The organism is Ewingella allii, from assembly GCF_044430645.1.
GTDB classification, from domain to species: Bacteria; Pseudomonadota; Gammaproteobacteria; order Enterobacterales; family Enterobacteriaceae; genus Ewingella; species Ewingella allii.
Window position 1 is genome coordinate 144513 of sequence record NZ_JAWUDN010000010.1, and the last position, 18226, is coordinate 162738.

Consider the following 18226-nt stretch of genomic DNA (forward strand, 5'->3'; position numbering starts at 1 on the left):
TGCTACAGAGCCATATATGACTCTCAGTCAGCAGTAACAATAATGGCTAAAAAAATCTATTCGTAAGACATGGTGTAATTAATAACTATCGAGAAATCACCCGGCTCAACTTCCGCATTTTTCCAGCGATTTAACGTCACCCAATAATTTAAAATATTAACACCACTGGTCGAGGTCGTCTTAGTGACAAACTTGTCAGCTTCGATTTTACTGTACGACCCTTTGTCAACAATAGCGGCGGAAATATTTTTCCCTGAAGAATCCTTAAAGGTTTTTGATTCGGCATCATAGGCCCCTTCAAACCTTACCTTGATAGGCACATCTGGCGGGCAGCTGATTAATTTAATATCAAAGGGTCTGCTAACAATCGGGGACGTCGTATTTTGATAAAGAATATAAAATATTGAAACGTGATCATAGTTAATAACTGACGTAGTCCCTACACTATCGATAATACAAGAAGAGCTTGTGACCTTACCGGTAAACAAAATTTGCCCGATTTCATTTTCAGCATGTACTGTAGAACAAGCCACACTCCATAGCATCGCCAGTGCAACACTTAATTTTTTCATTTTTGATTTAATCCTTTTAACTTCAAAAATGAATACTCATTTGAATGAGATTCTATTATTTGCTTGTAAAAATCAGTCATAAGTCATACCAATCAGAGCACTGGCCGTAAAATCACCGCCCGTCACTACTGTGGCCGTCGACATAAGCGCAGCTTCGAGAGAAATATTTGCGGTATGTGTGGATGCATCAATGGGGAAATAAGACGAGAATGAGTGCATGGCTATTTGTGACCCATCTTTATTATACAATGCAATACCCAGCCCCTTGGCGCTTGAGCCAGCGTCAAAAGGTACGAGCTTATTATTGGTCGTATCATATGGCCCAAACGCCATGATTTTTACGTTGGTGACGCTCGTCGGGCAACCTATCAGGGAAAAGTTAATTTCCTTTTTAGCCGATATTGACCCTACGCTGGGAAAAGCAGCGGGCGAAACAGTACCAAAATCGAGCACGGCGACAATATAGCTTTGTCCCTGAATCTGGCAGCCCTGAGCAATGGCCGTGCCATTGATAGTCAGGGTGCCGTCAGCTGCATTTGCCCCCATAGTGCAAGCCAAACCTACCGCCAATGCACTAATTTTAAAGAAAAAAGTGATTTTCATCATAGTCCCTTACTGGCTAAGTTCGCAAACTAGCGAAATCCGTTGATGTGTTGAGATTCATTCTTTGCATAGATTCAATGTAAGAATATTCTTACCCATCGGGATTAATACCACCACTCTTCAAAATAACAGGAGTAGTTAAGCCATACTAAAAATGATGACTCACCCCTTCAAACATTCACTTAGATTATGATGTGAAAAAAGGCGGCCCAAGATAGGTTAATATCAATCTATCCAGAGCCAACCTCTTTAATTAACCGATTTTTTTATTCGTAAGACAGGGTGTAACTAATTGGAATAGTGAAATCACCAGTTTCCAAATCTGCATTTTTCCAGCGCAGGAGGTTAACATTATATTTCAATTCATTTACACCACTTACCGAGGTGGTTTTTGTAACAAACTTGTTACCTTCTAACCTGTCTTGAGAGCCCTCATCACGGATGATCGCAGCAATATTTTTTCCCGATGACTCCTTAAAGCCTTTTGATGTTTCATCATAAGCCCCTTCAAATTTAACTTTAATTGGTAAACCTGCCGGGCAACTAACTAATTTAATTGTCATTGGTCTCATATTAGCTACCGAATTACCGCCACCATATGTCACTATATTTTTAGCGTACGTAGTGAAGTTAATGGTTGAAGTCGTGCCTGCACCATCAATAGAGCAAGAAGCGCTTGACACTTTACCGGAAAACATAATTTGCCCAAGGTAATCCCGTGCCTGTGCGACAGAGCATGCCATACCTAACATCATCGCAACTGCAATACTTAATTTTTTCATTTTGGTCTAATCCTTTTAACCGTATTTATGAACACCTATTTTTACCAAGGCATTATTCTTTAACTGTAACTATTACTATTAATTATAGCTCATGGTGAAAAAAGCAACTGCCGTAAAATCACCGCCACTAACCACTTCAGAAGTCGACATCACGGCAGCTTGCAGTGCGATAGCTGCGGTTCCCGTTTCAGCATTAATTGGGAAGGGTTCTGAAGTAGTGTGCATAGGTATCATGCCGCCGTCTTTTTTATACAAGGCAATACCTATACCTTTAGCCTTACTTGTGTCATATATTTGAACAAGTTGTGTATTGGTTGTATCATTTCTCCCCATGAAAACAAGTTTTGCACTTGTCAGGCTCGCCGGACAATCTTTCAGAACAAAACTTACATCTTTTTTATCGGAGATAGTCCCTACGGCGGTAAAATTCTGCGGAGAAAGGGTACCAAAATTCACCTCATTAACTGTTTCTGCCCCTTCAACTACACAACCAGCAGCCACAATATTGCCGTTGACATTAATTGTGCCATCCGCGGCATTTGCACCCAGAGCGGCAAACATGCCCGCCGCCAACATACTCATTTTAAATAAAGAAGTCATTTTCATATTAGTCCCTTAGTAGCTAATTTTCGCATTCTAGCGAAATCCGGTAATCTCTTGAGAAGCTATTCCTGTAACGTCTCAAGATAGGATTATTATTACGCATAAAATTTTTTAGCTCCACCACCTAAAAAAGCAAGAGTAATTTAGGTTTACTAAAATTACATACCGTTTAATCACACTCATTTAATCAATAATAATTGTTCCAATAAACTTCGAAATCCATATAACTAATTTCATTAGAAAATATTTTAGGTATTGCTTAATAAAGCCTTTTTTCTGAATTATTTTTAATGCTCACAAGCCAGCAAGGGAAGAGTAAAAACGGTTTTCATGATGAGGTAACGAAATGCTACAAAAGGAATGGTAATACAAAAGCTGCGCCTAAATGGCATCCAGAGCGATTCAAAATAGCAATCAACTTGATTCACAAGATAAGCAAGTATCGAAACTATCTTCAACGATGGTGTCTACCAAGGCCCGGATCAAAAGTCGGTAGTTACAATATTGTCAGCAACATTAATTGTGCCGTCTGCAGCATTCGCACCCAGAGCGGCAACCATGCCCGCCGCTAACACGCTCATTTTGAATAAAGAAGCCATTTTAATCCTAATCCTTTAGTGGGTAATATTCACATTCTCACGAAATCCATAGATATCTTGATAACAACTCCTGTTGCGCATCAAGATGGGAACATTCTTACTTATGCAGCTAAACGACACCACCATCTAAAAGCAAAGAATTTTTGAAGCCATACTAAAAACCGCAAGGCCATCTTTATTACATTCACTAAATCTATAATATTTTAAATCTATGCAATCTCGTTTCTTCCAGATACTATTTTTATTAATTAGCATATTAACAAAAATCGTAACTCACTGTTTTAACTACATTTAAATATAATTAAAGAATTAATAATTAAAAATTAAAGTGTTGCCCTCTATCTTATTGAGATTTATTTTCTTAGTATTTTGTCGCAGCACAAAAACCATTGATACCCCGATTGATTATCATCTTAATCATTCATGGGTTTTATATAAAACAGCGTTTATTTACATTTACGGGGAGGTAATTGTGAATCCTGACATACAAAAAGATGATTTTAGGAAAGACGACTTAAAGAAAGATAAAAGCTTTGACTACAATCTTCTCACTACTTTTCATGCCATCTACTCGCAGAAAAGCGTCACCAAAGCTTCGGTGTTACTCAACATCAGTCCTTCAGCTGTCAGCCAGTCATTAAATAAATTGCGCGGTTACTTTTCAGACCCACTTTTTGTTCGTGAAGGCAGCAATCTTTCCGCGACAGTAACGGCGGTCAATCTTTTTTCAGCCACGCAGGAAAGTTTTGAGGCATTAACCAGAAATGTCTCGGTTTACATGAACTCTACGGCGCGAAATCGATTAATCGTCAGCTGCCCGGCCTATATTTCAATGCGCGTGCTCCCCGTATTGATGGCGTTGGTGAAAGAAATCATGCCCAATACGAAAGTGATTCATGCAAATAATGGCAGTTCAGTCATGCTTTCAAGCGAAGCATTACAATATCGCAAAGCAGACTTAGTCTTTGACTGTGATCCTCATTACAGCTCCTCTTCTATTACCTATCCTATTTTAACTGAAGAATTGACTTTCATCTGCCGTAATGACCATCCAAGGTTGAATGAGTCAATCAACAAAGAACTGGCTGCATTAGAGCAATTTGCCATTTTTGAATCAGACGGTCCGGCAATCAAACTCGCTCAACAAAGCATTAATGAAAACATCGGTGAGAGAGTGTTTAGTTTCCGTAGTAGCACGCTATTCTCCATCTTATCCGTGGTAGAAAACTCCGATACTGTGGCAATTATTCCGACCTGGCTTTTCAAGAAAGTTGAAAACGCATTCAATATAAAAACCTTGAGCACGGACTTTCCTTTATCGCCAATAAATATCTATATGGTGCATAATAAAACTTCATTGCAGAATAAGGCACTAGGTAAAATCGTAGAAAAAATAAACAATCACTTTACTGCATAGCTTTTTAACTATGAAGAATCACTTTCATTGCGACCTCCCCCCCTCTCATTTAAATGGCTTTTTTATTGAGTTTTTTTGCTTTTACTTATGTGAGTTAATCAAACTCTCCCTTCTCACTTGGTTTCAACTAAGTGATTAGAGTATAGTTCTTGCGCTGCGGCAAAATCCGCAGTCGGGATTTGCACCCTGAATATCACAACGTTGATGTATATATTAATTTTATACGTCAGCCTTTGCACACCTATTGCTTATTACTCGTTCACGTAATAAATAATGTCTCTATGGTGGCTCAGGCGGGGCAGCCTTCGGGCTGGCCGGTGATCCGTTGTGGCCGGTAGTGCAAACTCCGTCTGGGCTATCACCCAAGGGATTTGCACCTCTTAGGCCGATAGTAATCATCACTTTGCAACGGATCATGCGAAATGACGACCAATAAAAAAACTCAAGATATCGCTCCACCTCGCAATACATCTCAGGTAACAGCGGGTTCCCATCGTTTTCAGAATTGGCATCCGGCAGATATCATTGCCGAGCTGCACAAACGAGGGACCACCCTGGCTGCCCTATCCCGCCAATCCGGCCTCTGCTCTTCAACCCTGTCAAACGCGCTCTGCCGCCGCTGGCCTCGGGGAGAGATGCTGATCGCCAATGCGCTGGGTATGACGCCAGCTGAAATTTGGCCAACGCGCTATTTCCATCCCGATGGCACGCTGATTGTCAAAAATCGGAAAAAAGCCAAATAGCCTGAGCTAACCCAAGCGATGAAGGCAGGAGCTTCGGCTTCTAACTTGACGTCATCGCTTTTTCACGCAGTAAGTTTTGACTTTAACGCCAACGCGTAAATCTTAACTGTTATAGCTCTATTTCACTTTTCTGTTACTGTTATATCCCACCCGCCCTGTGGTTAAATCCCCTCCTCGCTAAGCTTTACTGTTGTACCGCCCCTTTCACTGAAACCTCATTTGCAAATGTTGTTACGCCAAAATGGCTTATGACGCCTAAGCTGAAAGGGTTACCACGCAAAAAAGAGGTTGTTATGCTTGGTCTAGACGCGCTAGAACTGGCCCGGATCCAGTTTGCTTTCACCGTATCGTTTCATATCATTTTCCCCGCTATCACCATCGGTCTGGCCAGCTTCTTGGCCGTGCTCGAAGGGCTGTGGCTCAAAACTAAGAAAGAGGAATATCGCGACCTGTATCACTTCTGGTCGAAAATTTTCGCCGTGAATTTTGGCATGGGCGTGGTGTCCGGGCTGGTCATGGCGTATCAATTTGGCACCAACTGGAGCTTCTTCTCCTCCTTCGCGGGCAGCATTACCGGCCCGTTATTGACCTACGAAGTGCTCACCGCCTTTTTCCTCGAGGCTGGCTTCCTCGGCGTGATGCTGTTCGGCTGGAACCGCGTTGGCCCCGGCCTGCACTTCTTTGCTACCTGCATGGTGGCGCTCGGCACCCTGATGTCCACCTTCTGGATCCTGGCATCCAACAGTTGGATGCAGACGCCGCAGGGCTTTGAAATCGTCAACAATCAGGTGGTACCGGTGGATTGGCTGAAAGTCATTTTCAACCCCTCCTTCCCGTACCGGCTGCTGCACATGACCACCGCCGCCTTCCTCTCCTCCGCCTTCTTTGTCGGCGCCTCTGCGGCCTGGCACCTGCTGCGCGGGCGTGATACCCCGGCGATGCGCACCATGTTGTCGATGGCGATGTGGATGGCCCTGATCGTGGCACCGATTCAAGCTTTCCTAGGCGACGCTCACGGTCTGAATACCCTCAAGTATCAGCCCGCGAAGATTGCCGCGATTGAAGGCCATTGGGAGAATAAAGACAGCAAGCCGTCCCCGCTGGTGCTGATTGGCTATCCCGATATGAATCGTGAAGAGACGCGCTACGCCATCGAGATCCCGTGGCTCGGCAGCCTGATCCTGACCCACAGTCTGGATAAGCAGATCCCGGCACTGAAATCCTTCGCGAAAGAGGATCGGCCAAATTCCAGCATCATCTTCTTCTCCTTCCGCATCATGGTTGGGCTAGGCCTGCTGATGATTTTGGCGGGTGTCTGGAGCCTGTGGCTGCGTAAACGCGGCACCTTGTATAGCTCGCGCGCCTTCCTGCGCTTTGCTTTGTGGATGGGGCCTTCCGGCCTGTTGGCGCTGCTTGCCGGTTGGTTTACGACGGAAATTGGCCGCCAGCCTTGGGTGGTGTATGGCCTGCTGCGCACCAAAGATGCAGTATCCGGCCACGGCGCAATGCAGATGAGCATCAGCCTGCTGCTGTTTATTCTGATTTATTGCTCGGTGTTTGGGGTGGGCTACGCCTACATGATGCGCCTGATCCGCAAAGGTCCTGTGGCTCATGAAGGTGCTGAAACCACCCACGGCGGGCCAGGCCAGCATCGCACTCCAGCAAGGCCGCTGTCTGCTGCACAGGAATCTAACGACGACCAGAATAAGGGTAACCACCATGGGTATTGATCTTCCGCTAATCTGGTTTTTAATCATCGTCTTTGGCGTGATGATGTACGTGGTCATGGACGGCTTTGACCTAGGCATTGGCATTCTCTTCCCGCTGGTTAAGGCGGAGCACGAACGCGACGTGATGATGAACACCGTCGCGCCGGTGTGGGACGGCAATGAGACCTGGCTGGTGCTGGGCGGCGCGGCGCTGTTTGGCGCCTTCCCGCTAGCCTACGCCGTGATCTTGGACGCACTGGCTATTCCGCTAACCTTGATGCTGTTTGGCCTGATTTTTCGCGGCGTGGCCTTTGAATTTCGTTTCAAAGCCACGGCGGAGAAGCGCCATATCTGGGACAAAGCCTTTATCTGGGGTTCGGTGTTCGCTACCTTCAGTCAGGGCGTAGTGCTCGGGGCGGTGATTAACGGCATTCCGGTGGTGAATCGCGCCTACGCGGGTGGCCCGCTGGACTGGCTTTCCCCCTTTACGCTGTTCTGCGGTGTGGGTCTCGTGGTGGCTTACGCCCTGCTCGGCTGTACCTGGCTGATTATGAAAACCGAAGGCCCGTTGCAGGAAAACATGCAGCGCCGCGCAAAACCTCTGCTACTGGTATTCCTGCTGGTGACCGCCATTATTAGCCTTTGGACGCCCCTCGCCCACAGCGCGATTGCCGACCGATGGTTCACCATGCCGAATATCCTCTGGTTCTTGCCAGTGCCGGTGCTGGTGGTGCTGGTCTCCATCTGGATGCTGCGCGCGGTAAACCGTAAGTCGCACCATGCGCCTTTCTTGCTGACGTTGGCGCTGATTTTCCTTGGCTACAGTGGCTTAGGCATCAGTATTTGGCCGAACATCATACCGCCCTCCATCACCTTCTGGCAGGCCGCCGCCCCGCCGCAAAGCCTTGGCTTTATGCTGGTTGGTGCGCTGGTGATCATCCCGATAATTTTGGTTTACACCTTCTGGAGCTACTACGTGTTCCGCGGCAAAGTCACCCCGGATCAGGGTTATCATTGAGGTGAAATATGAAGAAACTGATCAGAGAAATGGATGATGAGAAGGTTATCCGTCAGCCTTGGTGGAAGCGCGTAGGCTGGCTGGCAATTATCTGGCTAGGCAGCGTGTTAGCCCTGTTTGCCGTGGCGTCGGTGTTTAGGTTGCTGATGACCGCGGCGGGAATGAAAAGCCATTAGTAGCATTCGCTTATTCTTCTCTCAGAGGAGAAGGCTGGGATGAGGAGTAGTTTAAGCCACAGTTCAAAACAACAAACCTCACCCCAGCCCTCTCCTTAAAAAGGAGAGGGAGCAAATCCCCTCCCAACTTCAAATCACTTAGTAATATTATTCAGCAGATTGTCCAGACGGTCGTCATCAATGCCCTCGGGCTCGAGGTGGGCGGTGACGTCGGCGGCGGTGAACAACTTGCTGACGGCGATTTCCGCGGCGTCGCCAATATCATGGCCGACGTCCACTGACAGCGACCCATCCACTTCCACATGAAACTCCACGAAAACCCGGTCGCCGCCGTTACGGGTGCGAATATCATGCACCCCGCGCACGCCCGCCACGCTGAGCACCGCCGCCTTCACGCGCTTGCGATCTTCAATATCTAACTCGCGGTCCAGCAGCTGCTTAAGCGCATCTCCCGCCATGCCGCGCGCATTCCAAATCATATAGAAAGAGATAAGCAGCGCGCCGATGGAGTCAGAACGCGTCCAGCCAAGGTGCCTTTCGAGCACTAAGGCAATCAGCACCGCGAGGTTAACCGCCACGTCGGTGACGTAGTGCGCGCGGTCGGCGGCGATGGCGGTGGAGCCAGTACGCTTCACCACGTAGGTTTGCATCAATACCAGCCCGACGGCCGCACAGCAGCTGCCGATAATCACCCAAATACCCAGCCCCAGCTGTGCCAGCGGCTGTGGATTAATGATGCGGCCGATAGACTCACCGCCGAGCACCAGACCCGCCGCGCCGAGCAGCAGAGCCTGCACGAAGGCGGCAACCGCCTCGGCTTTGCCATGGCCGTAGCGATGACCTTTGTCCGCCGGTCGCCCAGCGTAGCGCACGCCAATCAGCGTCACCAGCGAGGCCAACACGTCAACTAAGCCATCCGCCGCCGAGGTTAACAGGGCAATCGAGCCGGTGGCGGCCCACGCCCACACTTTGATAAACACCAGAACCAGTGCGACGCACACGGAGATCAGCGAGGCCACGCGCGTTAGGCCACGGTAAGGGATTGGACGGCTCATTGAGCGCCCCGCAATTTCATAAAATAGGAAGAATTAGTCACGCGCTGTTCCTGATACGGCGATTCCATAAAGTGAAAATACGCACAGATAAAATTAAAGCCAAGCCGCGCATTATACATCTTCACGCGCTTTTTCGGAGCATACCTATAGTGTGGATCTTCGTGCTCTAACATAGGTAAGTTGACGGTTATTTACTTGCTTTTACATCAATACAATCTAGGGTAAAACGAGAATTGTTTCATTTAACGTTCGGCCCTAGCGCCGATAACCAGATGAGTATTATGACAACGAATAAAAATGACGCCAACCGTCCTGACGAATCATCGTCTCCAGACACCTCCAACGAACTCGACTCCAGCCAAGTTAAATCAGGCGAAGGTTACCGCTCACCCTCTTCCGACGAGGGTAAAAAGCAGGATAAAAAGTCGTCAGATGAAGAAGATAAGGGCGAAGATGAAGAAGGCGAAAAGCGCAAAGGCCCGGGCAAAAAGCCGCTAATTATTCTCGGCCTGGTGGTGATCATCATGGTGATTGTGGCGCTGGTGTGGTGGTTCATGACCAAGGACCAAATCAACACCGATGACGCCTTTACCGAAGGTGACGCCGTCACAATAGCCCCAAAAATCTCCGGTTACGTGACCAATCTGGCGGTCAAAGACAACCAGTTGGTGAAAAAAGGCCAGCTGTTAGTGCAGATTGACCCGCGAGACGCCACGGCGCAGCGCGATCAGGCACAGGCCCAGCTGGGCGTTGCCGTCTCGCAACTGCATCAGGCCCAGGTGCAATATGACTTGTCCAAAGTGCAGTATCCGGCCCAGCTGGCGCAGGCTCAGGCGCAGCAGGCCCGCGCCGAAGCCAACTTGCTCAATGCCACCGCCGACTTCCGTCGTCAGCGCGGCGTCGACCCAAGAGCCACCTCGCAACAGAACATTGATACCGCCAGTGCACAATTGCGCTCCGCTAAGGCTGATTTAGAAAATGCCAAGGCGCAGGTGCAAGTCGCGGCGCAGGTTGAGTTGCAAATCCGTCAGGCGGAAACCAACGTCGAAGCCCGTCAACAGCAGGTCGAACAGGCGAAAGCCCAGCTGGAAACCGCCAACCTCAACCTCTCCTACGCCGACGTGCGCGCGCCTTATGACGGTTACGTCACCATGCGTAATGTGCAGTTAGGCACTCTGGTTCAGGCCGGTTCTTCGCTGTTCTCGATTGTTTCTCCAAATATCTGGATCGCCGCCAACTTCAAAGAGTCCCAGCTTGAGCGCATGCGCCCCGGCAACAAAGTGGTTATCAAGATTGATGCCTATCCGGATATCGAACTGCACGGCCATGTCGACAGCGTGCAGCAAGGTACCGGCTCGCGCTTCTCGGCCTTCCCGGCGGAAAACGCCACCGGCAACTATGTGAAAATTGTCCAGCGCGTGCCGGTGAAAATCGTCATCGACAGTGGTTTAGATCCAAAACAGCCATTGCCACTTGGCCTGTCAGTTGACCCAACGGTAACTGTGGAATGAGTGACGATCGCAGCGGCTGGAGACCCTCCAGTAATCCGTGGGCGGTTGCCGCCGTCGTGACCATCGCGGTGTTCATGGAAATTCTGGACACCACGATTGTCAACGTGGCGCTACCCCACGTCGCCGGCTCCCTCTCCTCCAGTTACGACGAGTCCACCTGGGTGCTCACCTCGTATCTGGTGGCGAACGGCATCGTGCTGCCAATCTCGGCGTTCCTTAGCCGGGTGTTGGGGCGCAAAAACTATTTCCTGATCTGTATCGCGATGTTCACCGTCTGCTCCTTCCTGTGCGGCATCGCCACCGAGCTGTGGCAGATGATCCTGTTCCGCATTTTGCAGGGCTTCTTTGGCGGCGGCCTCCAGCCGATTCAGCAATCCGTGCTGCTCGACTACTTCGCGCCGAAAGATCGCGGCAAAGCCTTTGGCCTGTCATCCATCGCCATTATCGTGGCGCCGGTGGTTGGCCCAACGCTCGGCGGCTATATCACCGATAACGTCAGCTGGCGCTGGATTTTCTTCATCAATATTCCGGTGGGGATCATCGCCCTGCTGGCTATTTACCAGCTGTTGGAAGACCCGCCGTGGGAGCGCAAAGCCAAAGGCAAGTTGAGTATCGACTATATCGGTATCGGGCTGATTGCCCTTGGGCTGGGCTGTTTGCAGGTAATGATGGACCGAGGCGAAGACGACAACTGGTTCAACTCGGCCTTTATCGTCACCTTCGCGGTTCTGGCGGCAATTGGCATTGTCGGCGCAATCTACTGGCTGCTCTACGCTAAGAAACCGGTGGTTAACCTGCGCTGCCTGAAAGATCGCAACTTTGCCGTCTCCAGCCTGCTGATGGCCGGGATGGCGATGATTCTTTATGGCAGCTCGGTGGTAATTCCTCAGCTGGCCCAGCAGCAGTTGGGCTATACCGCGACCTTATCCGGGCTGGTGATGTCGCCGGGGGCGATTCTGATTGTACTGTCGATCCCGCTGGTACTGAAGCTGATGCCGATTGTGCAGACGCGCTACATCATCGCCTTTGGCTTCTTCCTGCTGGGAGCTTCCTTCCTCTATTCCGGCAGCCTGACGCCAAACGTCGATTTCGAAACGCTGGTGCTGTACCGCAGCGCCCAGTCTCTCGGCCTCGGTTTCCTGTTTGTGCCGCTGACCACCATCGCCTTTGTGACCATACCGCAACGCCTGAACGCCGACGCCTCGGCGCTGTTCACCATGTTCCGTAACGTGGCAGGGTCGATTGGTATTTCACTGGCGACCGCGGGCGTGACCGAGCGAACTCAGGCGCACAGCGCCCATATGGTGCATAACATGACGCCGCTGAATGAGCAGTTCAATCAGGCCGTGAGCCGCAGTGCCGCCGCCATTCGCGACTTCGCCCACGTGGTTGGCGACCCGATGCAGCTCGCCAGCGCGCGCATGTATCAGGAGATGATTTCCCAGTCGCGCATTCTGGCTTACATCGACGTGTTCAGCTATTGCGCCATTGTTGCCGCTATTTTGATCCCCTTCTGTTTTCTGCTTTCGCCAGTTAAGAGCGAAGGCAATGCCGGAGCACACTGATAAAAATGAAAACTCTGACATTTACGCTTTCCGCGCTGGCTTTGGCTCTGACCGGCTGTTCTGTCGGGCCGGACTACCAGCAGCCGAAGCCTAAAACCCCTGCGGCTTACAACGACATGAGCCGCCCGCAGGCCAAAGAGGGAGCCTCTATCGCCTTACCCTCGGAGCCAAATCCGGTGTGGTGGAAAGCCTTCAAAGATCCGCAGCTTGATAGCCTGATTGACCGCGCCATTGCCGGGAATATTTCCCTCCAGCAGGCGGTGCTGCGCATCGCCGGCGCACGCGAGCAGGTGACGCAGGCGCGCGGCGCGTGGATGCCGTCGGTGCAGGCCAACACCAAATTTACTCGCCAACAGCTTGGGTTGAAAGGTGAGCTTGAGTCTTCTGGACTTGCCGATCAGGCGCAGAATCTCAGCCCTGAGGCGTCCAGCGCCATCGACGCCGCTACCGGCCCAGTGAACCTTTATCAAGGCAGCTTTGATGCCAGTTGGGAGCTGGACTTGTTCGGCGGCACCCGTCGGCAGGTGGAAGCCGCCAATGCGCAGAAACAGTCTTCCATCGAGCAGCGCAATGACGCATTAGTCTCTCTGCAAGCCGAAGTGGCTCGCGCCTACCTACAGCTGCGCGGCGCGCAGAGCATCACGGCGGCGATTCAAACCCAGATAGACGTCGCCCAGCAAACCTTAGAACTGACCCAGAGCCAGCAGAAGAATGGCCTTGCGCCACAGCTGGATGTGGAAAACGCCCGCGCCCAGCTTGGCTCGCTGCGCGCCCAGCTGCCGCAGTATCAGGCGCAGGAGCGTCAGGCGATGAACGGGCTGGCGGTGCTGCTTGGACAGGCGCCGGGCACCCTCGACGGCGAGCTGACCAATGTGAAACCTATGCCCGCCCTACCTGCCGCCGTGCCGGTGGGCGTGCCGTCACAGCTGGCGCGTCGCCGCCCGGACGTGCGTAAAGCCGAGGCCGACCTGCATGCCGCGACGGCCAACATCGGCGTGTCCGTCGCCCAGATGTTCCCAAGCATCTCCCTGACCGGCCAGTTCGGCATGCGTAACAGCGACGCCAGCTATCTGGACAACTGGAGTAGCAACTTCTACTCCTTCGGCCCGTCCGTCACCCTGCCTATTTTCCAGGGCGGCCGTCTGGTTTCCAGTGTGCACCTGTCGCGCGCGCAGCAGGCTAACGCCGCGCTGAACTATCGCCAGACGGTGCTCACCGCGCTGCAAGATGTCGACAACGCGCTGGTCAACTATCGCACCGATCAGGACCGGGTCACCGGGCTGGATCAAACCACCGAGGCGCTGCAAACCTCATTTGAACTGGCGACCGACAGCTACAGCAAAGGGCTATCCTCCTTCATCAACGTGCTCGACGCCCAACGCCAACTGGCGCAGGCTAAGCAGCAGTCTGCCGCCGCGCGCGTGCAGACCAGTACCGACCTGGTCTCTTTATATAAAGCCCTTGGCGGCGGCTGGGAGCCGTATCAGAATGTGAAACTCCCGACCTACACCGTTTTCGGCCCGGCCGAAACCACCGATGTACGCGTCCAGACCACGTCTGAGGAAGCAGCGAAATGAATGCCATCACCAAAGAAGAGAAGAAGCCGAGTTGTGATTCCGTCGTTAACAGCGTGGCTTATCGTGAAGGTAAGCGGCTGCAAGATGTGACCACCGAAGATATCAGCGAGGTGCTGAAAGAGCCGGACACCTTCGTCTGGCTGGGCTTGTGGCAGCCCGAAGACAGCCTGATGCGCACCATTCAGGAGGAGTTCGGCCTGCACGATTTGGCCATTGAAGATGCCCTCACCGCCCATCAGCGCCCGAAAATCGAGCAGTACGGCGAGTCGCTGTTTATCGTCATTCACACCGCCCAGTTGGTCGATGGCAAGATTGAATATGGCGAAACGCACCTGTTTCTGGGCAAAAACTTTTTGATCACCGTGCGCCACGGCGCGTCGTCGAGCTATAAGCAGATCCGCGCCCACGCCGAAGAGTGCCCGGACATGCTGGCCAAAGGCCCAGGCTACGCGCTGTACTGCGTGCTCGACATGGTGGTGGATAACTATTTGGCGATTGTCAGCGAGTACACCAAGCAGTTCGACCATATTGAGCAGAAGATGTTTAAGTCGGACTTTGACCAGAACGCAGTGCAGGACGTGTATAAACTGCGCCGCGAGCTGCTCTCGCTGCGCAACGCCGCCGTCCCTGCCGAAGATATTTGTAATCAGCTCAGCCACCATTTCGAAGATCTGATCCCTAAGGGCCTGCGCGCCTATATCCGTGACGTGCAGGACCACGCCCATCAGGTTATCACCGTCACCGACGACATGCGCGAGATGCTGGCCAACGCCATGCACGTCAACCTTGCGCTGGTGTCCGTGCATCAAAACGAAGTGGTCCAACGCCTCGCTGGCTGGGGTGCGATCCTCGCTATTCCCACCGTGGTATTTAGCCTGTACGGCATGAACTTCAAAAACATGCCCGAACTGGAAGACTGGTGGGGGTATCCGCTGACGCTGGGAATAACCGTGGTGGGATGTGGGTTGCTTTATTGGCGGTTGAAGAAAGCTGGCTGGCTTTAAGGGCAGCTAAACAGTTCGGTTGTTTAATCACCGTGGCTGGTTTTCAATTGCAACTGGGTTTTAAGGTCAAGGTCGTGGGCGTCGGCCCACACCGACCAAGGGAGGCGTAAACGCGCCTCCCTTGGAACCCTGCGTTTTTTATGCTGTGAGATCGAGGCTGCGCAGGGTTGGGATGGACGTGTTTCAGGCACCTTGGTGACAGCCGCGAAATGCCGCCGCTTAGGCGGTTCCCTCAGTTCGGGCTTCGAGCCTTTGGTCTCGAACCACTCCCTCGGCGTCACTTCTGAACGCGACTTACTGGCTTCTCAACCGTGCCGTTTCAGGTGGTTTTGACTTGCTCCCTCCCAGCCTCCCCCTTATCTGGGGGGAGGCGCAGAACAGCAAACCCACTGGAAAGGCACGGTTGAAACGCCTCAAAACCGCAGTCAAAAATGGCGCTGAGCAAGAGGTTCAAGACCTAAGGCTTGAATCCCGCAGCGAAGGCACCGCCTAAGCGGCGACATTTTGCGGTGGAGAACTGAAGTAACTGAAACACGTCCGTCCAACGAGCGGAGCGCGCAGTTGAAAAGCCCGGGGGTCAAGGGGGCGGCGGCGACTGGCCGCCCCTTGGTCGGTGTGGGCCGACGCCCACGGTTTTGAATTTGAATTTGAATTTGAATTTGAAGTTAGCAGGTTTGGGCGGCAGGCCCAAGGTCTAGGCCTGCCGCCGAGGCAAAAACATCACCGTTTTTCGACCGGTTGCTCCAACACCATGGTCTGCGTCTGGCTCAGACTAATATCCGCATTACGCAATGCCTTGAGGATCTCATACAGCAAATCGCTCTTAGTTCCGCTGACCATGCGCGGGCTGACGACATAGCCGGTGACGCTCAGCACAATGCCATTTGGGCCTAACTCTTTGAAACTGACAGAAGGCGCAGGCGTCTCGAGAATCGACTCGTGCAACTCATAGCACTCTAACAGCAACGAACGCACCTGCTCTGGGTCGATGTCCAGCGGGAAAGTCAGTGCAATAGTTGCTACACCCTGCGCATTCCCCATGGTGGCGTTACGCACGTTTTGCGAGATGAACTGTGAGTTCGGCACAATCACCGTCGAACGGTCGCTCAGTTGGATCTCAGTCGCGCGCACGTTGATGCGACGAATATCCCCCTCGACGCCGCTGATGGTCACTAAGTCCCCTACTTTCACCGGGCGCTCGGTCAGCAAAATCAAACCGGAGATAAAGTTCTTCACGATCTCCTGCAAGCCAAAACCGATACCTACCGACAGCGCGCTGACAATCCATGCCAGACGGTTCCACTCGATACCCAGCGTGGAAAGCGTCAGCAGGATGATCAGCACATAACCGACGTTGGTGAACAGCGTCACCAGCGAAGCACGCATGCCGCGATCCATGGCGGTTTTGGGCAGGAAGTCGTTATCCAGCCAGCGTTTGGCCGAACGCAGAACATACAGACCAATCGCCAGACACAGGAAGGCGTTAACGGCGTGAGCAGGAATGATATTCATCCCTTCCAGCCCTTTTCCACCCCAGATATCCACCACTTTGCTGAGCAGCTCAATCGGCGTGGTAGTCCCGAAGGTGCCATTGAGCAGCGCCACGGCCGCGAACAGAATCAGCAGGGTCTTACCGACGGCGGCGAACAGCGTGGCGGCCAGCGACAGGTGGCGCTCATTGAGGCTCAAGCTGCTTTTAAGCAACTTGCCGCTGGTGGTGGTGGGTGAGAAGAAGCTCTCGCTGAAATCCACCACCAGATGAATCATCAAGTACAGGCAGGTCAGAACCAAGCCCACCCACACCAGTTCATAGGTCAGGAAGCGGGCCAGCGGGATATAACCAATCAGCAGCGCCACGGTGATGGCAATAGCGGTAATGCTGATAGCCAAGTGAATCAAACCGGCCAGCGTCGAACGGGCTTCGGGCTGCTCCCCGCGTGCCAGCAGGCGGCGGCGCACGCGGTTTACGCGCATCGGCGCAATCAGACAGCTTACCGCAACCAGTAATGCAGAAAGGCCATTGCCGAATAGCGTGGCAGAGACGCTGGCCCCCACCAGATTATTCAGCTCTTCCACCACGCCAAAAATCAGGATGAAGGCACTCAACATCAACGGGAAGGAGGCCAAGGTTTTGGCGATAGGATCCGCCAGCCCCGGCAGACGCCACGAAGGATGCTTGTTCGACAGCAGCGCCGAACCTAAACCGGCCACCAGCGCAGAGAAGACCGTGAGGCCAATCAGTGAGTTAGCGAACTCAAGCAGTGCTTCTGAGGTATCCGGCAGGCGCACGAAGAACTGGCAGAAAAAACTCACGCTCAACCATTGGGTGAATACAATCACTAGCGTCGCAATGGTCGCCAGCAGGCTGCGGCGCAGACGACCGCCGGGAAGCCAGCGCTGGAGGATCCAGTTCAACGGTTTGTCCAGCAGACGCCGCCCCAACAGGCCAACGGCTAATGCCAGCAGCAGGTAAAGCGCCGACCCCACGCGGAATTCAGGCTGCCATGCCTGATCCCAGGCGCTGCTAATTTGTGAACCGAAATCAGCGAAACGCGCGCGGTCGTTATCCTGAGGCTCAAACAGCGCCATCCAGAAATTCTTGCCCAGAATACTGCCTGAGTTAAGGGCAATCTGGGTTTTTAGGGTGTCGCGTCGCAGCCCGCCAATTTGGGTAGAGAGGTTCTGCGCGCCGGTGCGAATCGCCGTGGCTTGTTCATTTTGCGCATCGAGCTGAGTTTTGCTGGTATTAAGCTTATTGCGCTGGCGCACCACTTCGGCCGTTTCAGGCAAAGCTCCCGCCGCAGGGGCCGGGCCGAGGACGTCAAGCTGGGCCTGCACCTGAGCACGCATAGGCCCCAGTGCCGCAATCAGCTTGTCGGTGTCATCCAGAATCTTCAGCGTATCGTCGTTTAAGCCGTTGAGCTTCTTTTCGGTTTTTGCCGACGAAACTTGTTGTTTAGTGGTATCAAGGCGTTTTTGTAGCGCGGTCAGCGTGGCGGGTACGTTGATTTTTACCGGCTCAGGAGTCGCGTTGGCATCGCCCGCAGGGGCGTTGGTCTGGGCCAAGTCATTGTTAGTGGCAGCCCATGTCGCCATTGGCGCCATAAACAGTGTGGCTAAGAGTGCCCACACCACGGGCGCTTTAAAGAATTTATGCATAAAGGAATCTATCCGACACTCGGGGGAATTATTATTTTTCAGAATGATGATAATAGCGATTATTGGTGCGGAAAATATCAGGTTTTTTCTGGATCGCAACGGGAAGGAAGAAAAATCACCCAGAATGGCAAAA

The 18226-nt window shown here is 52.0% G+C and carries 15 protein-coding genes; 9 read left to right on the top strand and 6 right to left on the bottom strand.

Annotation, left to right across the window (positions count from 1 at the left end; translation table 11 throughout):
* Positions 1-56: 56 nt before the first annotated feature.
* From SBO83_RS18970 to SBO83_RS18985, 4 genes are all read right to left on the bottom strand, one after another.
* The gene (locus SBO83_RS18970; protein WP_396132573.1) at positions 57-572 is read right to left on the bottom strand and encodes a fimbrial protein; all 516 of its coding nucleotides are present in this window, start codon (positions 570-572) and stop codon (positions 57-59) included.
* A 72-nt stretch (positions 573-644) separates the two neighbouring features.
* Positions 645-1178: a fimbrial protein gene (locus SBO83_RS18975; protein ID WP_185688013.1), complete on the bottom strand. Its 534-nt coding sequence runs from the start codon at positions 1176-1178 to the stop codon at positions 645-647.
* A gap of 263 nt (positions 1179-1441) precedes the next feature.
* Positions 1442-1957 (bottom strand): fimbrial protein, encoded by a 516-nt coding sequence (locus tag SBO83_RS18980; protein ID WP_396132574.1) that lies wholly within the window; start codon positions 1955-1957, stop codon positions 1442-1444.
* A gap of 78 nt (positions 1958-2035) precedes the next feature.
* Entirely contained in the window at positions 2036-2563 is a 528-nt protein-coding gene (locus tag SBO83_RS18985; protein WP_396132575.1) for a fimbrial protein, read from the bottom strand.
* Between the two features lie 1068 nt (positions 2564-3631).
* Here SBO83_RS18985 and SBO83_RS18990 point away from each other — a divergent pair.
* The 5 genes from SBO83_RS18990 to SBO83_RS19010 all read left to right on the top strand — a co-directional run bounded on the left by SBO83_RS18990 (position 3632) and on the right by SBO83_RS19010 (position 8222).
* Positions 3632-4576 (top strand): LysR substrate-binding domain-containing protein, encoded by a 945-nt coding sequence (locus SBO83_RS18990; RefSeq protein WP_396132576.1) that lies wholly within the window; start codon positions 3632-3634, stop codon positions 4574-4576.
* Positions 4577-4998: 422 nt separating this feature from the next.
* A complete protein-coding gene (locus SBO83_RS18995; RefSeq protein ID WP_353501710.1) occupies positions 4999-5319 on the top strand; it encodes a helix-turn-helix domain-containing protein in 321 nt (106 codons plus the stop codon).
* 293 nt (positions 5320-5612) lie between these two features.
* The gene (locus SBO83_RS19000) at positions 5613-7049 is read left to right on the top strand and encodes a cytochrome ubiquinol oxidase subunit I (protein ID WP_353501709.1); all 1437 of its coding nucleotides are present in this window, start codon (positions 5613-5615) and stop codon (positions 7047-7049) included.
* Positions 7039-8046: a cytochrome d ubiquinol oxidase subunit II gene (gene cydB, locus SBO83_RS19005; protein ID WP_396132577.1), complete on the top strand. Its 1008-nt coding sequence runs from the start codon at positions 7039-7041 to the stop codon at positions 8044-8046. Before SBO83_RS19000 ends, cydB begins: the two co-directional genes overlap by 11 nt.
* Before the next feature lie 8 nt (positions 8047-8054).
* The gene (locus tag SBO83_RS19010; protein WP_396132578.1) at positions 8055-8222 is read left to right on the top strand and encodes a DUF2474 domain-containing protein; all 168 of its coding nucleotides are present in this window, start codon (positions 8055-8057) and stop codon (positions 8220-8222) included.
* 134 nt (positions 8223-8356) lie between these two features.
* Here the strand turns inward: SBO83_RS19010 and SBO83_RS19015 are convergent, their stop codons facing one another.
* Positions 8357-9277 carry a cation diffusion facilitator family transporter gene (locus SBO83_RS19015; protein ID WP_396132579.1) on the bottom strand — a complete coding sequence of 307 codons (921 nt, stop codon included), beginning with the start codon at positions 9275-9277 and terminating at the stop codon, positions 8357-8359.
* Positions 9278-9558: 281 nt separating this feature from the next.
* Here SBO83_RS19015 and SBO83_RS19020 point away from each other — a divergent pair, with 281 nt between their 5' ends.
* The 4 genes from SBO83_RS19020 to SBO83_RS19035 are packed head-to-tail and all read left to right on the top strand — an operon-like array spanning position 9559 to position 14934.
* A complete protein-coding gene (locus tag SBO83_RS19020) occupies positions 9559-10788 on the top strand; it encodes an HlyD family secretion protein (RefSeq protein WP_353501706.1) in 1230 nt (409 codons plus the stop codon).
* Positions 10785-12353 carry a DHA2 family efflux MFS transporter permease subunit gene (locus tag SBO83_RS19025; RefSeq protein WP_396132580.1) on the top strand — a complete coding sequence of 523 codons (1569 nt, stop codon included), beginning with the start codon at positions 10785-10787 and terminating at the stop codon, positions 12351-12353. Before SBO83_RS19020 ends, SBO83_RS19025 begins: the two co-directional genes overlap by 4 nt.
* Positions 12354-12358: 5 nt before the next feature.
* Positions 12359-13930, top strand: a complete 1572-nt coding sequence (locus SBO83_RS19030; RefSeq protein WP_353501704.1) for an efflux transporter outer membrane subunit — start codon at positions 12359-12361, stop codon at positions 13928-13930.
* Positions 13927-14934, top strand: a complete 1008-nt coding sequence (locus tag SBO83_RS19035; RefSeq protein ID WP_353501703.1) for a magnesium and cobalt transport protein CorA — start codon at positions 13927-13929, stop codon at positions 14932-14934. Before SBO83_RS19030 ends, SBO83_RS19035 begins: the two co-directional genes overlap by 4 nt.
* A 720-nt stretch (positions 14935-15654) precedes the next feature.
* Here the strand turns inward: SBO83_RS19035 and SBO83_RS19040 are convergent.
* A complete protein-coding gene (locus SBO83_RS19040; protein WP_396132581.1) occupies positions 15655-18093 on the bottom strand; it encodes a DUF3772 domain-containing protein in 2439 nt (812 codons plus the stop codon).
* Between the last annotated feature and the right edge of the window lie 133 nt (positions 18094-18226).

Bases quoted from the DNA above. Each gene is read 5' to 3' on its own strand.
- SBO83_RS18970 (WP_396132573.1), bottom strand. From the start codon at position 572: ATGAAAAAATTAAGTGTTGCACTGGCGATGCTATGGAGTGTGGCTTGT.
- SBO83_RS18975 (WP_185688013.1), bottom strand. From the start codon at position 1,178: ATGATGAAAATCACTTTTTTCTTTAAAATTAGTGCATTGGCGGTAGGT.
- SBO83_RS18980 (WP_396132574.1), bottom strand. From the start codon at position 1,957: ATGAAAAAATTAAGTATTGCAGTTGCGATGATGTTAGGTATGGCATGC.
- SBO83_RS18985 (WP_396132575.1), bottom strand. From the start codon at position 2,563: ATGAAAATGACTTCTTTATTTAAAATGAGTATGTTGGCGGCGGGCATG.
- SBO83_RS18995 (WP_353501710.1), top strand. From the start codon at position 4,999: ATGACGACCAATAAAAAAACTCAAGATATCGCTCCACCTCGCAATACA.
- SBO83_RS19000 (WP_353501709.1), top strand. From the start codon at position 5,613: ATGCTTGGTCTAGACGCGCTAGAACTGGCCCGGATCCAGTTTGCTTTC.
- cydB (WP_396132577.1), top strand. From the start codon at position 7,039: ATGGGTATTGATCTTCCGCTAATCTGGTTTTTAATCATCGTCTTTGGC.
- SBO83_RS19010 (WP_396132578.1), top strand. From the start codon at position 8,055: ATGAAGAAACTGATCAGAGAAATGGATGATGAGAAGGTTATCCGTCAG.
- SBO83_RS19015 (WP_396132579.1), bottom strand. From the start codon at position 9,277: ATGAGCCGTCCAATCCCTTACCGTGGCCTAACGCGCGTGGCCTCGCTG.
- SBO83_RS19020 (WP_353501706.1), top strand. From the start codon at position 9,559: ATGACAACGAATAAAAATGACGCCAACCGTCCTGACGAATCATCGTCT.
- SBO83_RS19025 (WP_396132580.1), top strand. From the start codon at position 10,785: ATGAGTGACGATCGCAGCGGCTGGAGACCCTCCAGTAATCCGTGGGCG.
- SBO83_RS19030 (WP_353501704.1), top strand. From the start codon at position 12,359: ATGAAAACTCTGACATTTACGCTTTCCGCGCTGGCTTTGGCTCTGACC.
- SBO83_RS19035 (WP_353501703.1), top strand. From the start codon at position 13,927: ATGAATGCCATCACCAAAGAAGAGAAGAAGCCGAGTTGTGATTCCGTC.
- SBO83_RS19040 (WP_396132581.1), bottom strand. From the start codon at position 18,093: ATGCATAAATTCTTTAAAGCGCCCGTGGTGTGGGCACTCTTAGCCACA.